The sequence below is a fragment of the Roseibium sp. genome (assembly GCF_965216085.1).
In the GTDB taxonomy this organism is placed as follows: domain Bacteria; phylum Pseudomonadota; class Alphaproteobacteria; order Rhizobiales; family Stappiaceae; genus Roseibium.
In genome coordinates this window covers 4,205,390-4,219,508 of the sequence record NZ_OZ244138.1, presented here as the reverse complement: position 1 = coordinate 4,219,508, position 14,119 = coordinate 4,205,390, and the positions used below count along the sequence as shown (strand labels likewise).

Here is a 14,119-nt window from a genome sequence, read left to right as displayed (position 1 = left end):
TTCAGATTGGTGCGATAAATGTGCCTTAGACAGTGACAATTTGATCCGGCGCAAAGAGGAGATCTTTGTGCCGGATTAGTTTATGCCCATGGTGCAAACCACCATGGCATTTGGATTTACGATCCTATTGGGGCAGGGTCGGTCAAAGAGGACGGACGGTATGTCTACCGACACCCATACGCAGGGGGGCGGCCACGACGACGAGTGGTTCGCATCTGCTAAAAAGATCTACCCAATGGCGACGCATGGCTTGTTCCGCAGGATCAAGTGGACGCTGCTCTTCATTACCCTTGGGATCTACTATTTCCTGCCCTTTATCCGCTATGACCGCGGTCCCAATGCGCCAAGCCAAGCTGTGCTCATCGATATGGAAGGGCGCAGAGGTTACTTCTTCTTCATCGAGATCTGGCCGCAGGAAGTCTACTACCTGACCGGCCTCTTGATCATCGCGGCCGTTGCTCTGTTCTTGATGAATGCTGTCGCGGGCCGCCTTTGGTGCGGATATCTCTGCCCGCAAACAGTCTGGACCGACCTGTTTTTGTGGGTTGAGCGCAAGATTGAGGGTGACCGCCGCGAGCGGATCGCACTGGACAAAGAAAGCTGGACGTTCGGCAAGCTCGGCAAACGTGCCACAAAACACTTCTTCTGGTTGATGATCGCTTGGTGGACCGGCGGTGCGTGGGTGCTTTATTTCAACGATGCGCCGACCCTAGTTTGGCAATTGCTGACATTCCAGGCGCCGATGATTGCCTACATCTGGATCGGTATTCTTACGACCACGACGTATCTATTGGCTGGGTTTATGCGCGAACAGGTGTGCATTTACATGTGCCCGTGGCCACGGATCCAGGCGGCATTGACCGACGAAAAAGCGCTGAATGTTACTTACCGCTGGGACCGCGGTGAGCCTCGGGGATCACTAAAGCAGAACAAGAAACTGGAAGCTCAGGGCATGCCAGCTGGTGACTGCATTGATTGCTTTCAGTGTTTCCAGGTGTGCCCGACAGGTGTCGATATCCGCAAGGGCGCGCAGATTGACTGTATCCAGTGTGGCCTGTGTATCGATGCCTGCGATAACATCATGGCAAAGGTCGGTAAACCCTCTGGCCTGATCGGTTACGACACCGATGAAAACATCGAACGCCGCATTGAGGGCAAGGAACCGGTTTACGAAATCGTCCGTGTCCGCACCGTAATTTATGCGGCAATCATCGCGATCGTCGGCGTCATCATGCTGGCAACCCTATTGAATCGGGAATTTGCCGACATCAGCGTAATCCATGACCGTAACCCGGTTTTTGTAGAGCAATCCGATGGATCTGTCCGCAATGGCTATACAGTTCGCTTGTCCAACAAACGTCGTCATGACCGGCATTTCATGCTGCATGTCGAAGGTATGCCGGCTGAGACAAGAGTTGAGGCCGTTGGGGTAGAAGAAACCTTCGCCGGACGTCCGATCATTAACGTAGGGCCGGACACCACCCGTGAAGTGCGTGTGTTGGTGACATCTCCACCCGGATCGGAGTTGCCGCATTCCACTCCGGTGACTTTCCGGATCACCGAAAGTGTTATGGGCGAGGTGGTTACGACCCAAGATACCTTTAAGGCGCCGGAGCGGGACTAGGCCCGAGCTCGATCAATGATGAAAAAGTCCCGCTCTTGTGGTGAAATACCAAGCAAGAGCGGAACACCCAACCAGAGACAAAGATCTTGGCGGTCAATAGGACGGTTTGACCGGGTAACGCTCTAAGGAGATACGTATGGCCATGGCCGAAATGAACGCAAAAGAACCGAAACCCTTTACAGGCAAAACCGTTTTGGCTTGGCTGTTTGGCTTTTTTGGCGTGATCTTTGCCGCCAATGCGGTTTTTCTTTACTTGGCTTTTGGTTCTTTCCCCGGAGTTGTCGTCGAGAGTTCCTACAAAGCCGGGCAGTCCTACAATCAGGAGATCGCCGCTGCCAGAGCTCAAGAAGAGCTGAACTGGCAGATTTCCAGTGAAGTCGTCAGAAAAGACGGTGCTGGTGGTCAGCTTGTTGTGACAGCAGCAGATGCGGACAACAATCCGCTTTATGGTATTGACTTGCGGGCAACTCTGAAACACCCGGCTCAAGGCAATGCAGATATTGAGCTGTCGCTGACTGCGGACGGAGGCGGTCGCTATATCGCCGAAATGGAAGAACTCCCCGTTGGTAGCTGGAATCTGATTCTTGAAATTGATCAGGATGGAACACGCAAGTTCAAGTCCGAAAACCGTGTGTTTGTGAAAGACTGAGGCTGGCGCCGTGACGGTTCATCAGCGCGATTGGCAATCCTTTGTAACCCCCGCCGAGGACGGCGCGGTGCATATGGATCTTGCTGTAGACGGCATTACCTGTGCAGCTTGTATGGGTGAGATCGAACGTGGATTGAAGCGGCTACCTGGCATCCGCAAGGCGCGCGTCAACCTGACGTCCCAACGGCTGGCTGTCGATTGGGTAGAGGATCAGACAGGCGCTGACGAAATCGTTGCAGAACTGGAAAGACTAGGTTACGCCGCCCACCCGTTTGATCCGGCAAGCCAGAAGGAGCGTCAGGACAAGACTGGAAAGCAGCTACTTCGCTGTTTGGCCATCGCGGGTTTTGCCGGAATGAACATCATGTTGCTGTCGGTCTCGGTTTGGTCCGGCAATGTGAGTGACATAACGCCTGAAACGCGGGATTTCTTTCACTGGATTTCTGCATTGATCGCCTTGCCGACAGTGGCGTACTCCGGGCGGCCATTTATCAAAAGCGCATTTCGGGCTCTAAGTTCCGGCCGGTTGAACATGGACGTGCCGATCGTGATCGGAGTGGGGCTGGCGGTTGCGTTGTCATTGGTCCAGACAATCCAGCACCATCACCATGCCTATTTTGAATCGGCCGTAATGCTGTTGTTCTTCCTGTTGATCGGACGCTATCTCGATCACAATATGCGGGGCCGGACCCGCTCCTTTGCCGAGAATATTGCCGCGCTGAAAGCGGAAGTCGCTGCGCGGATCAATCTGGATGGAACGGTTCGGGAAGTCCCGGTATCCAAGATCGTTGCGGGCGACCTGGTACTTGTGGCCGGCGGAGAGCGTGTTTCGGTTGACGGTGTTGTTGAGACCGGTATCTCGGAAATCGACCAGAGTTTGGTGACCGGGGAAAGCGTTTTGGTGCCGGTCAATCCCGGACAACGAGTTTATGCAGGGACGCTCAACGGAGCGGGTGCCTTGCAGGTCCGCGTTGAGGCGGCGTCCGGCGCGACATTGCTGGATGAAGTAAATCGTCTTCTGGAAGCAGCTTCTCAGGCCAAATCAAAGTACGTACAGATCGCAGATCGAGCAGCCCAGCTATATGCACCGCTGGTTCATGGCGCTGCAGCTTTGACATTTTTGGGTTGGCTGGTTGCCGGGCTGGCGTGGCAGCCGGCTCTGGTGATCGCCATTTCCGTGCTGATCATCACCTGCCCATGCGCGCTTGGGCTTGCCGTTCCGGCCGTCCAGGTGGTCGTGTCAGGTCAGTTGTTCAAATCTGGCATTCTTTTAAATTCCGGTGATGCGATTGAACGCCTGGCCGCGATCGACACCATCCTGTTTGACAAAACCGGAACCCTGACACTTGCCGAGCCGGATCTTGTTGGCGCGATTGATCCGGAAGACGAAGTAGTGATCTTGGCTGGCCGGTTGGCTCTCGCAAGCCGTCATCCCCTGTCGATGGCTCTGGTAAAAGCAACGGGTGCATTGATCCCGCTGCCAGATGTCACCGAGACGTCCGGTGCTGGTCTTGAAACCCAGGTGAACGGCACAACACTGCGTCTTGGAAGCCCATTGTTCTGCGGGGCAGAAACAGCGAGTGTGGAAGCCCACCTTGCCGCTGTTCCCGGGGCAACGCTGCTAGCTGTGCGGTATGGAGATGAACCAGTGCGCTTGCTGGCGTTCCGCCAAAGCCTGCGCCCGGATGCAAAGGCGGTCATCAACGAGTTGACGAAACAGGGCTACGCTCTGGAAATCCTGTCCGGGGACACAGAACCTTCCGTTCGTTCCTGTGCTGAAGTTCTCGAGATCCAAAATTGGCAAGCCGGCATGACACCCTCTGCCAAAATCGCACGGTTGGAAGTCCTGCAAGCTGCAGGTCACAAGGTCCTGATGGTTGGCGATGGTCTTAATGACGCGCCGGCGCTGGCTGGTGCCCATGTCTCGCTGTCACCGGTCTCTGCTGTACATCTCAGCCAAGCGGCAGCAGATGCCGTCTTTTTGGGGCACAAACTCCAGCCTGTTGCTGATGCCTTGCGCCTGTCGATCAAAGCCCGGCGGGCCATCGAACAAAACCTCTGGATTTCGACGATTTACAACATCATCGCCGTGCCGATAGCCGTTGCCGGTTTTGTTACACCACTGATGGCGGCAGTTGCCATGTCGGCTTCCTCCCTCGCGGTGACTGCGAATGCCCTTCGCCTGCGGATTGGTGATGGAAAAAAGACTACCCGTGGCCAACTAGGCATTCACGATCAGGAAAAGGAGGTACTGGGATAGAAAATGGACGTCCTTGTATTCCTAATACCGATCGCACTGTTTCTTGGCGCCCTTGGACTGGTGGCGTTTCTTTGGTCTTTGAAAAGCGGTCAGTATGATGATCTGGAAGGGGCTAAATGGCGCATTCTGGATGATGACGACTTGCCCGAGAAATAATGGGTCCTAACCCCGGCAATCATATTTGGAACCTAAATCGGTCGAAAGCCTTAAGGGGCGATTTTGCCATATAAGCAGGACAATACTGTCACTGCGATAACCGCCTCGATAAGGTGCTTCGCCAGCAGCATGAAGTCCTCCGAGATGTTCGCTTCAAATGATTTCTCAGAATTTGCCCTGGTTAGAAATCGGCCTGAAAGACATCAAGACAAGATGCTGGATAGAACCATTCCGGTTGCAATCAACAGCAAGCCCAAACCTGATAACAATAGAAGATTGCCGCGGTACCGGCCGTTGTTGTTCAGAAAAATGCGTGGTTCTTCCGGCAGCTGATCATCATTCTGGTCGATGTTGTCATCTTCGGACATGTATCTGGTGGTCAAACGTGCGACCCCTCATTGCGACAATTAGATACTGAAAAGCATGAAGATGCAGTTTGAAGGTCTCGTTAAAGCAACTGCCGTAAAAAACTTAATTCCGCGCAACTTTACCAAGACGTAAAAGAAGAGCTCCGGAATTAACCAGTTCCCAAAGAAAATGATTCATTGATCCTTAGAGGCTCAAAACGGCGCGGGCGATCGTAACTAACGCATTGTTCAGATTTTCATGTCAGAAAAATACATTAACATAGGAGGATTTGGTGAGCCTGGATCTGGCCTCATTGACGTTTTTGCTGGTTGAAGACAGCGCTTACATGCGGACCATCCTGCGGACTATGCTTCAGGGGTTCGGAGCACGCCGTATTGTCGAAGCCGAAGACGGTGCATCCGGTCTGGAAGCCATGGACCGTGCCAATCCGGATATTCTGATCCTAGATTGGGTGATGCCGATCCTGGATGGTGCGGATATGGTGCGGATGATCCGCAGCCCAAACAATCCTTTTGCCTATATCCCGATTATTATGGTGACGGCGCACACCGAACGTAGCCGGATCGTCGAAGCCCGCCGCCTAGGTGTGCATGAACTGCTGTCAAAACCCATTTCAGCCAAAGCGCTGTATCAGCGGGTATCCAGCGTAATTCTACAACCTCGGGATTTCATCAAGACCGCGACCTACTTTGGTCCAGCGCCGCGGGAAATTCGCAATCGCCAGAAGATTTGGCAAGGCGCACCCGGTCAGCCCGGCGAGCAAGGCAATGAAGGCGAAGATCAGAATGTTACGGCTGTCGGTTAAGAATAGGATCCGCTAGGTCAGGCAGCAGATTGTGCCGAATCCGATGCCCCATTTCCACTCAAGGCATCTCCTTGAGAAGTTCCTCCTACAGCGTCTGCAAACTGCGCCAGCAAATCCAGATCCACCGTATAATTGTCCAATAAGAACTGCGAGAGGACGTCTATCGAAAGATGCTGGTAGCCCTCAATTGCCTCGTTGAGTGCTTCGAGAGTATCTAGTCTTTCACGAAGTTTTATCATGACATTCCAAGTCAATCTCGATTCGTAACCCAGCTTCAATAGCGTAGTTAATAATCCCTAAACTTTTCAAGGGCAATAGGGTGTTGTTAATCATTTTGCAATCAGAAAACGTATTCGATTGTTGTTCACAAGATACTTGCGAACTTGCTAAAACGGATGCACTCAAAATCGATGAATTTGCCTCCGGAAAAGGGAAACGGCCATGATGCCTGTCGCATATGTCCTCAACGGACCAAACCTCAATCTGTTGGGCAAAAGGCAGCCGGAGATTTATGGCTCTCAGACGCTGGATGATGTCCGTGACTTGTGTGTGCATACCGCCAAGGAATGCGCCCTTACCGTCGAATTTCGTCAAAGCAATGCAGAACATATGCTGATCGACTGGATCCAGGAAGCGCGGGAAACGGCCGCAGCGATCGTCATTAACCCAGCCGCCTATTCTCATACATCGGTTGCGATTTTTGATGCGTTGAACATGTGTGAGTGCCCTGTCGTGGAGGTCCACATCTCCAACATTCACAAACGGGAGGAATTCCGGCACCGCTCGTTTGTATCTTTAAGAGCCGATGCAGTGATCGCGGGATGCGGCATCCAAGGGTATGAGTTGGCACTCCGCCATGTTGCATCCAAGCTAGGTTTGGGACAATCCTAGTACGGCCTGCCTCTGCTTGATAGCAAGCATTTTGGTCAGGCGCCGCTGCCCTTGAAAAACTCTCGGATGACCGTCCGGGTGATGATTTTGATATCAAGCCACAAACCGGTGTTTTCGATGTAGGCCAGATCGAATTCCAGGCGTATGCGGGCTGCTTCCTCATCTGAAGCATCTCCGCGGTAGCCATTGACCTGAGCCAATCCGGTGATCCCGGGAAGAACGCGAAGCCGATCATAATAGCGGTAATCCAGGCACTCATAGGCAATACCGCCCGCCTGCATGCCCGGCACATAAGGCCTGGGTCCGACGAGAGACATTTGTCCGCGTAAGACATTGATTAACTGGGGGAGTTCATCAAAGCTGCTCCGCCGTAAAAAGCGTCCGACTGCGGTAACCCGGGGATCGCCAGCAACCGTATGTTTGAGGCCGGATGCATCACAGCAATCCACATACATCGTCCGGAATTTCAGGATCGAAAACGGCTGGCCATTCAAGCCCAGTCGGGTTTGCCGGAAAAGCACCGGCCCTTTGCTGGTCAGCTTAACTGCTGCTGCCACGCCAATCAGCAATGGAGCCAATAAGATGAGGCCGGCCAAGGAGGCCAATCCATCGAAGGCACGTTTCACTGCGATCTGAAGCGGCCGCTCCTGATACTGGGGCCGCGAATCCACAGAGTAAAAGGAAGCCGCTTTCCGCAGCCTACGGGCAGTACGGATCCTTTTTGCCGCTCCGCTTCGTGCTTTCCGAACTCTATTCGCAGTTTTCTGTCTGAGTGTCGCCGAGGACGGGACAGTAAGGCTGAAAGGTGTATGCTCCTGCTGTTCCTGTCGGTCGTCCGAGAGCGTCTCGTCTGCCATTGTACTCCAACACTCGCTTTGTGATGTTGCCCATCAACAAACCGGACCATAGATCAGATAATCGGTGCGTTCCAATTAAATATTAGTAAAGCGTTAACGATGTGATGAATGTCACTAAGTAGCTGGATATGAATTGTTTTTACCGTAAAATTACCTAATATTTTTCTTTCGCGGGGGGCATTTTTCCCCGAACTTTTGATCAACGTGGTTAAGCGCTGCAGCCCTACCGTTACGGTAGGATTGCGGTGCTAGAAAACGTATTGCAACTAGAGGTCAATAAGTGCGGCCAACGCTCACATATTCGAACCCGCGTTCAGCCATATAGTCGGGCTTATAGATGTTTCTGAGGTCGGCAACCTTTGGCGTTTTGGCGAGTGACTTGACCCGGTCGAGGTCGAGAGCCCGGAACTGATCCCACTCCGTTACGATGACTATGACATCGGCGCCTTCGATGGCATGATACGGCCCATCGCAGAACATCACACCCTGCATGATTTGAGCTGCTTCTTCCATGCTGGCCGGGTCATACGCACGGATTTTGGCACCGGCGGCCTGCAGCTTCTCAACGATATCGATGCTGGGTGCTTCGCGCATGTCATCCGTGTTTGGTTTGAAGGCCAGTCCGAGAAGAGCGATGGTTTTGCCGGCAACATCCCCGCCCATGAAGTCAATAACCTTGTCGGCCATCTTCTTCTTCCGCTCAGCGTTCACTTCAATCACAGAGTCGACGATTTTCAGCCCAGAGTCTGCTTCCGCTGCGATCTTCGACAGGGCGAGTGTGTCCTTAGGGAAGCAGGAGCCGCCATAACCCGGGCCTGCGTGCAGGAATTTAGCGCCGATCCGGTTGTCCAGGCCGATGCCACGGGACACTTCCTGGACATTGCCCCCCACCTTTTCGCAAAGGTCGGCGATTTCGTTGATGAACGTGATCTTCACAGCCAGAAACGCATTGGCCGCGTATTTGATCAATTCGGATGTGCGCCGCTTGGTTACCAGGATCGGCGTTTCATTGAGATACAGCGGGCGGTAGAGCTCGCGCATGACATCGACGGCCTGGGCGCTTTCCGTGCCAACCACCACGCGGTCCGGGCGCTTGAAGTCTTCAATGGCTGCGCCTTCACGCAGGAATTCCGGGTTGGAGACGACCGCAAAGTCCGCATCCGGACGCGTTTTGCGGATGATCGCTTCGACCTCGTCGCCAGTTCCGACCGGAACCGTGGATTTGGTAACCACCACAGTAAAGCCGTCGATCAGTCCGGCGATTTCTTCAGCAGCCGCATAAACGTAAGAGAGGTCTGCATGGCCATCGCCACGGCGGGTCGGTGTCCCGACGGCAATGAAAACTGCATCTGCGTCTTTGACAGCTTCCGCAGCATCGGTTGTGAAAAACAGGCGCTCTTCGGCAACGTTTTTTGCAACAAGCTCTTGAAGACCGGGCTCGTAGATCGGGATTTCGCCCTTGTTGAGAGCATCAATCTTGGAGGCATCTTTGTCGATGCAGGTCACTATGTGACCGAAGTCGGCAAAACAGGTTCCTGACACCAGACCGACATAGCCGGTCCCAATCATTGCAACGCGCATTGTTTTTCCCAGTTATTCCAGGCCGGGAGGTAGGTCCCGCCTCAGAAGTGGCCAGTGGCGGCAGTCCGCTTGGCCAAAGAAGAAATCTTAGCGCGTTGGTAATGGCTTTCTGGCGGGTGTCAATCCGGTGAAGGCTGCATCCGTGCCAATTGCGCTAGGCTGCGGCCCTTATGCCGCACCTTCCGGCACAATATTATGACGGCTTTGTTTCTTGCTTAACTTTGTTGAGGAGCTGAGCCAGGTCAAACTGTCAGATAGCGGCGAACCTCTGTTTCAGACAGATCCTTTCCAGCCCCTGACAGAACAATTTCACCGCGATCCATCACGGCATAGTCGTCCGCCAGATCACGGGCGAACTCGAAATATTGTTCGACCAAGACAATTGCCATTGTGCCTTGGTCCCGGAGCCAGGAGATCGCGCGGCCGATGTCCTTGATGATCGACGGCTGAATGCCTTCGGTCGGTTCGTCCAGAACCAGCAGCTTGGGCCGTGTAACCAGGGCACGCGCGATTGCCAGCTGTTGCTGCTGACCGCCGGACAGATCACCACCGCGCCGGTGAAGCATGTCTTTCAGGACCGGGAAGAGTTCGAAGATCGTCTCTGGAATGTAACGCTCCTTGCGCGGGATCGGCGCGTAGCCTGTTTCCAGGTTTTCTTTCACGCTGAGAAGCGGAAATACCTCTCGGCCTTGGGGGACGACAGCGATGCCTTTTTTTGCCCGGGCATATGGAGCGAGCGACGAAATGTCCTCGCCGTTCCAGATAATGCTGCCTGCGCTGATGCCCTGCTGGCCCGCAACAGCCCGCAAGGTCGAGGTCTTGCCGACCCCGTTGCGGCCCATGAGGCAGGTCACCTTGCCGGTTTCTGCTGTGAGTGACACACTTTTCAGAGCTTGGGCTGCCCCATAGTGCAGATCAATATTGTCGACTTTCAACATGGACCTATACCCAGTTTTCTGTGAATGGCCGGCACGTGAAGCCAGCGATAACCTCTTGCCCCATTACCGGGCTAGACCCGGTAATCCATGCCGTTACAACTCCGACGGCACGGCCGATCGTATGGAAAGGGAGCGGCTTGGATCCCCGGATCAAGTCCGGGGATGACGAATGGATGAGTAATCGCATAATTCACCGCCCCAAATAAACTTCAACAACCCGCTCGTCGGCGGAAACATGATCGAGAGATCCTTCAGCAAGGACCGAGCCTTCGTGGAGAACGGTGACTTTGACGCCGAGTGAACGGACGAAGTCCATGTCGTGTTCGACAACGACAACCGAATGGTCCTTGGCGATATTCTTTAAGAGCTCCGCTGTTTCAGCCGTTTCTGCGTCAGTCATCCCGGCGGCTGGTTCATCGACGAGAAGCAGCTTCGGGTCTTGAGCGAGCAGCATGCCGATCTCCAGCCATTGTTTCTGGCCGTGAGACAGATTGGCGGCTAGTTCGTCACGCTTATCGCCAAGCCGGATCAGGTCCAGGAGTTCTTCGATCCGCTTTTTCTCCCCGCCAGTGACAACGTGAAACAGGGTCGCGAACGGTCCGCGTGGAGCTTTCAGAGAAAGCTCCAGATTGTCCCAGACCGTATGGCTTTCAAACACGGTCGGTTTTTGAAACTTGCGGCCAATGCCAAGTTCGGCAATGGAAGCTTCATCCTCGGCGGTCAGATCGATGGTTCCATCAAAGAAGACCTCACCTTCATCCGGGCGGGTTTTTCCGGTGATGATGTCCATCATCGTGGTTTTGCCAGCACCGTTCGGGCCAATGATGGCGCGCATTTCACCCGGGTCGATGGTCAGCGACAGGTCGTTGATTGCTTTGAAACCGTCAAAGGAGACCGAAACGCCGTCGAGATAGAGTTGGCTTGTTGCTCTGGCCATGACTTACTCCGCAGGCTGGGGTTCGGCAGAAAGCGGCACGCTTTTCGATGGTGCCGAAATGTTGGCAGGTGCTGCCGGGCTCTGCGGTGGTGCTGACGGCGGTGTGCCCGACCCGCTTTCCGCCTCTGCGGAGACCTTGCGTTGCTTTAGGGCTGTCCAACCTTGACCGATGGTTCCGACGATGCCTTTCGGCAGGAAGAGGGTTACAACAACAAAGAGGCCACCGAGGGCAAACAGCCAGACATCGGGCAGGACGGCTGTGAACCAGGTCTTGGCGAAGTTGACGAGGACCGCGCCAAGGACTGCGCCGACAAGCGTGCCGCGTCCGCCAACAGCAACCCAAATCACAACTTCAATGGAGTTGGCAGGAGCAAATTCGCCCGGATTGATAATGCCGACCTGCGGCACATAGAGCGCCCCGGCAATCCCTGCCATCATAGCTGAAATGGTCCAGACAAATAGCTTGTAGTGTTCGACCCGGTAGCCAAGGAAGCGCGTCCGGCTTTCCGCATCGCGCACGGCAACCAGAACTTTGCCGAGTTTGGAGCGGGTGATTGCGCGGCAGATGAGGTAACACAGTCCCAGTGCGATCCCGGAGGTAGCGAAAAGTGCGGCCCGCGTCGTGTCCGCCTGAACGTCAAACCCCAGAATGTCCTTGAAGTCCGTCAGGCCATTGTTGCCGCCAAAGCCCATGTCATTGCGGAAGAATGCAAGGAGAAGGGCATAGGTCAGCGCCTGGGTGATGATCGAGAGATATACGCCTGTAACGCGGGAGCGGAAGGCGAACCAGCCGAAGATGAAGGCCAAGGCGCCGGGAACCAGAACCACCATCAGAGCGGCAAACCAGAACATGTCGAAGCCGTACCAGAACCAGGGCAGGGCATCCCAGTTTAGGAAAACCATGAAGTCCGGCAGGATCGGATCGCCATAGACACCACGCGTACCGATCTGGCGCATCAGGTACATGCCCATGGCATATCCGCCGAGCGCGAAGAAGGCCGCGTGTCCAAGTGACAGGATTCCGCAAAATCCCCAGACAAGATCGACCGACAACGCCAGGAGGGCATAGGTCAGATATTTGCCCATCAGCGCGACTGCATAGGTCGGCACATGGAATGGTGAGCTTTCCGGAACCAGCAGGTTTCCGGCCGGAACCAGGAGAATGATTGCCGCAAGGATGCCAAGGAAAATTCCGGCGCGGGCATCCATGGCGCGGAAGAGAAAGGAGGTCATCATGCTTCGACTGCCCGGCCCTTGAGGGCAAACAGACCCCGTGGACGCTTTTGGATGAATAGGATGATGAAGACGAGCACCAGGATCTTGGCGAGAACCGCTCCGGCATAAGGCTCAAGGAATTTGTTGACGACGCCGAGCGTCATTGCTCCGACGAGCGTCCCCCACAGATTGCCGACGCCGCCAAAGACCACGACCATAAAGCTGTCGATGATGTAGCCTTGGCCTAGGTTGGGCGAGACGTTGTCGATTTGGGAAAGGGCAACACCCGCGATCCCTGCAATGCCGGACCCAAGGCCAAAGGTCAGGGCATCAATCCAGGGCGTGCGGATGCCCATAGAAGCGGCCATGCGCCGGTTTTGGGTGACAGCTCGGGTGTAGAGGCCAAACGGCGTCTTTTTTAGAACCAGTAGCAGACCTGCAAAGACCAGGAATGCGAACAGGATGATCCACATCCGGTTATAGGTGATGGTCATCTGGCCCAGCTCAAACGCACCGGACATCCAGTCCGGGTTTCCGACTTCGCGGTTGGTCGGTCCGAAGATCGACCGGACCGCTTGCTGCAAGATCAGAGAGATGCCCCAGGTGGCGAGCAGGGTTTCCAGCGGACGGCCATAGAGCCAGCGGATGACGCCGCGCTCAATGGCGATGCCCACGCAGCCGGAGGCCAAGAAGGCGAGCGGCAAGGCGATAAAGAGGGAATACTCAAAGAGGCCCGGCGCTGAAGTCCGGATTAGCTCCTGAACCACAAAAGTCACATAGGCCCCGATCATCACCATTTCGCCGTGGGCCATGTTGATGACGCCCATCACACCGAAGGTGATGGCCAGGCCAATAGCGGCCAAAAGAAGAACAGATCCAAGAGACAGGCCATACCAGACGTTCTGCGCGGCATCCCAGGTGGCCATGGATTTCTGGATCTTTGTTACGCCCGAAGCTGCAGCCGTTTTTAGCGCGCCTTCTGAGCGGGCTTCAACATTGATCAGCAAGGACAGGGCGTCGCGATTGCCCATTTCTGTCAGCGTTTCAACGGCCGCCAGTTTGTCAGCATCATCAAGATCTGAATTCAGAATGGCCGCCGCCCGGGCCTGCTCCATGACAGTGCGGACCGTTTCGTCGGTTTCCGTATCAAGAGCAACATCCAGCGCTTCGATTTTTTCAGGATCTTGAGCTTTGAAAATGGATTGGGCGGCGGTCATGCGAACCGCTGGATCAACCGCTTGCAGTGTCAAGGAGCCAAGCGCAGCACGGATGACCCGGCGCAGCTTGTTATTCACCTTGATCTTCTTGACCTCGCGCTTGCCAGCGGTTCCGGTTGATTCCAGCGTCAAAGGGTCTGTCAGGTTGAAGGACTTGCCGTCCTTTTCCGCGATGAAGACCAGATTGTCCGATTTCCGGTAATAAAGGCTGCCAGCGCCGAGCGCCTCAAGGGCAGGAGCAACAGCAGGATCACCGGTCGCGGCGAGTGCGCCAATCTGCTGTTCGGTTTCCTTGTATTTTCCCTTGGCCAGTTCGTTGATCAAGGGGCGAAGCGTTTCCGCATCACTCTGTGCGGAAGCTGACGCAGAAAAACCAGTCAGCAGGCACAGAAGAACGAGAAAGGATTTCAATAAGGACATCGACCCACCGCGATTGAAAGGTATTTGCCCCTCATCCTGAGAGGCCGTGTAAGTGTTTTGGCTTTCAGATGCTCGCTAGGTCGGAGCCTTGCCTCACGCTCAGTCGTCATCACCGGATCTGATCCGGTGATCCATTCCGTTTCGGTTCCACAAGTTCAGTCGCGCAGCGTGCCAGGAAACGGAATGGATGATCCCCGATC

Annotated in this window: 14 protein-coding genes; 6 read left to right on the top strand and 8 right to left on the bottom strand. The window is 54.7% G+C overall.

Features of this window, described 5'->3' with window-relative positions; translation table 11 throughout:
* The first annotated feature begins 160 nt into the window (after nt 1-160).
* From ccoG to ccoS, 4 genes are all read left to right on the top strand, one after another.
* The gene (ccoG, locus tag ACOOFE_RS19930) at nt 161-1,624 is read left to right on the top strand and encodes a cytochrome c oxidase accessory protein CcoG (RefSeq protein WP_420411683.1); all 1,464 of its coding nucleotides are present in this window, start codon (nt 161-163) and stop codon (nt 1,622-1,624) included.
* 136 nt (nt 1,625-1,760) lie between these two features.
* A complete protein-coding gene (locus ACOOFE_RS19925) occupies nt 1,761-2,273 on the top strand; it encodes a FixH family protein (RefSeq protein ID WP_420411682.1) in 513 nt (170 codons plus the stop codon).
* Between the two features lie 10 nt (nt 2,274-2,283).
* Nucleotides 2,284-4,533 carry a heavy metal translocating P-type ATPase gene (locus tag ACOOFE_RS19920; RefSeq protein WP_420411681.1) on the top strand — a complete coding sequence of 750 codons (2,250 nt, stop codon included), beginning with the start codon at nt 2,284-2,286 and terminating at the stop codon, nt 4,531-4,533.
* 3 nt (nt 4,534-4,536) lie between these two features.
* Nucleotides 4,537-4,689 carry a cbb3-type cytochrome oxidase assembly protein CcoS gene (ccoS, locus tag ACOOFE_RS19915; RefSeq protein ID WP_420411680.1) on the top strand — a complete coding sequence of 51 codons (153 nt, stop codon included), beginning with the start codon at nt 4,537-4,539 and terminating at the stop codon, nt 4,687-4,689.
* 203 nt (nt 4,690-4,892) lie between these two features.
* On the opposite strand, the gene ACOOFE_RS19910 is transcribed toward ccoS, so the two are convergent.
* Entirely contained in the window at nt 4,893-5,072 is a 180-nt protein-coding gene (locus ACOOFE_RS19910) for a hypothetical protein (RefSeq protein ID WP_420411679.1), read from the bottom strand.
* Between the two features lie 311 nt (nt 5,073-5,383).
* Between ACOOFE_RS19910 and ACOOFE_RS19905 the strand changes: the two genes are divergently transcribed.
* Nucleotides 5,384-5,863 carry a response regulator gene (locus ACOOFE_RS19905; RefSeq protein WP_420415610.1) on the top strand — a complete coding sequence of 160 codons (480 nt, stop codon included), beginning with the start codon at nt 5,384-5,386 and terminating at the stop codon, nt 5,861-5,863.
* A 17-nt stretch (nt 5,864-5,880) separates the two neighbouring features.
* Here ACOOFE_RS19905 and ACOOFE_RS19900 read toward each other — a convergent pair whose 3' ends face one another.
* Nucleotides 5,881-6,102: a hypothetical protein gene (locus ACOOFE_RS19900; protein WP_420411678.1), complete on the bottom strand. Its 222-nt coding sequence runs from the start codon at nt 6,100-6,102 to the stop codon at nt 5,881-5,883.
* A 202-nt stretch (nt 6,103-6,304) separates the two neighbouring features.
* Here ACOOFE_RS19900 and aroQ point away from each other — a divergent pair, with 202 nt between their 5' ends.
* Nucleotides 6,305-6,754 (top strand): type II 3-dehydroquinate dehydratase, encoded by a 450-nt coding sequence (gene aroQ / locus ACOOFE_RS19895; protein WP_420411677.1) that lies wholly within the window; start codon nt 6,305-6,307, stop codon nt 6,752-6,754.
* Between the two features lie 35 nt (nt 6,755-6,789).
* On the opposite strand, the gene ACOOFE_RS19890 is transcribed toward aroQ, so the two are convergent.
* From ACOOFE_RS19890 to urtB, 6 genes are all read right to left on the bottom strand, one after another.
* A complete protein-coding gene (locus ACOOFE_RS19890) occupies nt 6,790-7,380 on the bottom strand; it encodes a sugar transferase (RefSeq protein ID WP_420411676.1) in 591 nt (196 codons plus the stop codon).
* 504 nt (nt 7,381-7,884) lie between these two features.
* On the bottom strand, nt 7,885-9,192 hold the full coding sequence (locus ACOOFE_RS19885) for a UDP-glucose dehydrogenase family protein (RefSeq protein WP_420411675.1): 1,308 nt from the start codon (nt 9,190-9,192) through the stop codon (nt 7,885-7,887).
* A 242-nt stretch (nt 9,193-9,434) separates the two neighbouring features.
* Nucleotides 9,435-10,130, bottom strand: a complete 696-nt coding sequence (gene urtE, locus ACOOFE_RS19880) for an urea ABC transporter ATP-binding subunit UrtE (RefSeq protein WP_420411674.1) — start codon at nt 10,128-10,130, stop codon at nt 9,435-9,437.
* Between the two features lie 190 nt (nt 10,131-10,320).
* Nucleotides 10,321-11,067: an urea ABC transporter ATP-binding protein UrtD gene (gene urtD, locus ACOOFE_RS19875; RefSeq protein WP_420411673.1), complete on the bottom strand. Its 747-nt coding sequence runs from the start codon at nt 11,065-11,067 to the stop codon at nt 10,321-10,323.
* A 3-nt stretch (nt 11,068-11,070) separates the two neighbouring features.
* Nucleotides 11,071-12,303, bottom strand: coding sequence for an urea ABC transporter permease subunit UrtC (gene urtC, locus ACOOFE_RS19870; protein WP_420411672.1), 1,233 nt, complete (start codon nt 12,301-12,303; stop codon nt 11,071-11,073).
* Nucleotides 12,300-13,919: an urea ABC transporter permease subunit UrtB gene (urtB, locus tag ACOOFE_RS19865; protein WP_420411671.1), complete on the bottom strand. Its 1,620-nt coding sequence runs from the start codon at nt 13,917-13,919 to the stop codon at nt 12,300-12,302. The genes urtC and urtB overlap by 4 nt, the downstream gene beginning before the upstream one ends.
* Between the last annotated feature and the right edge of the window lie 200 nt (nt 13,920-14,119).

Bases quoted from the DNA above. Each gene is read 5' to 3' on its own strand.
- ACOOFE_RS19900 (WP_420411678.1), bottom strand. From the start codon at position 6,102: ATGATAAAACTTCGTGAAAGACTAGATACTCTCGAAGCACTCAACGAG.
- urtD (WP_420411673.1), bottom strand. From the start codon at position 11,067: ATGGCCAGAGCAACAAGCCAACTCTATCTCGACGGCGTTTCGGTCTCC.
- ccoG (WP_420411683.1), top strand. From the start codon at position 161: ATGTCTACCGACACCCATACGCAGGGGGGCGGCCACGACGACGAGTGG.
- urtE (WP_420411674.1), bottom strand. From the start codon at position 10,130: ATGTTGAAAGTCGACAATATTGATCTGCACTATGGGGCAGCCCAAGCT.
- urtC (WP_420411672.1), bottom strand. From the start codon at position 12,303: ATGATGACCTCCTTTCTCTTCCGCGCCATGGATGCCCGCGCCGGAATT.
- ccoS (WP_420411680.1), top strand. From the start codon at position 4,537: ATGGACGTCCTTGTATTCCTAATACCGATCGCACTGTTTCTTGGCGCC.
- aroQ (WP_420411677.1), top strand. From the start codon at position 6,305: ATGATGCCTGTCGCATATGTCCTCAACGGACCAAACCTCAATCTGTTG.
- ACOOFE_RS19905 (WP_420415610.1), top strand. From the start codon at position 5,384: ATGCGGACCATCCTGCGGACTATGCTTCAGGGGTTCGGAGCACGCCGT.
- urtB (WP_420411671.1), bottom strand. From the start codon at position 13,919: ATGTCCTTATTGAAATCCTTTCTCGTTCTTCTGTGCCTGCTGACTGGT.
- ACOOFE_RS19925 (WP_420411682.1), top strand. From the start codon at position 1,761: ATGGCCATGGCCGAAATGAACGCAAAAGAACCGAAACCCTTTACAGGC.
- ACOOFE_RS19885 (WP_420411675.1), bottom strand. From the start codon at position 9,192: ATGCGCGTTGCAATGATTGGGACCGGCTATGTCGGTCTGGTGTCAGGA.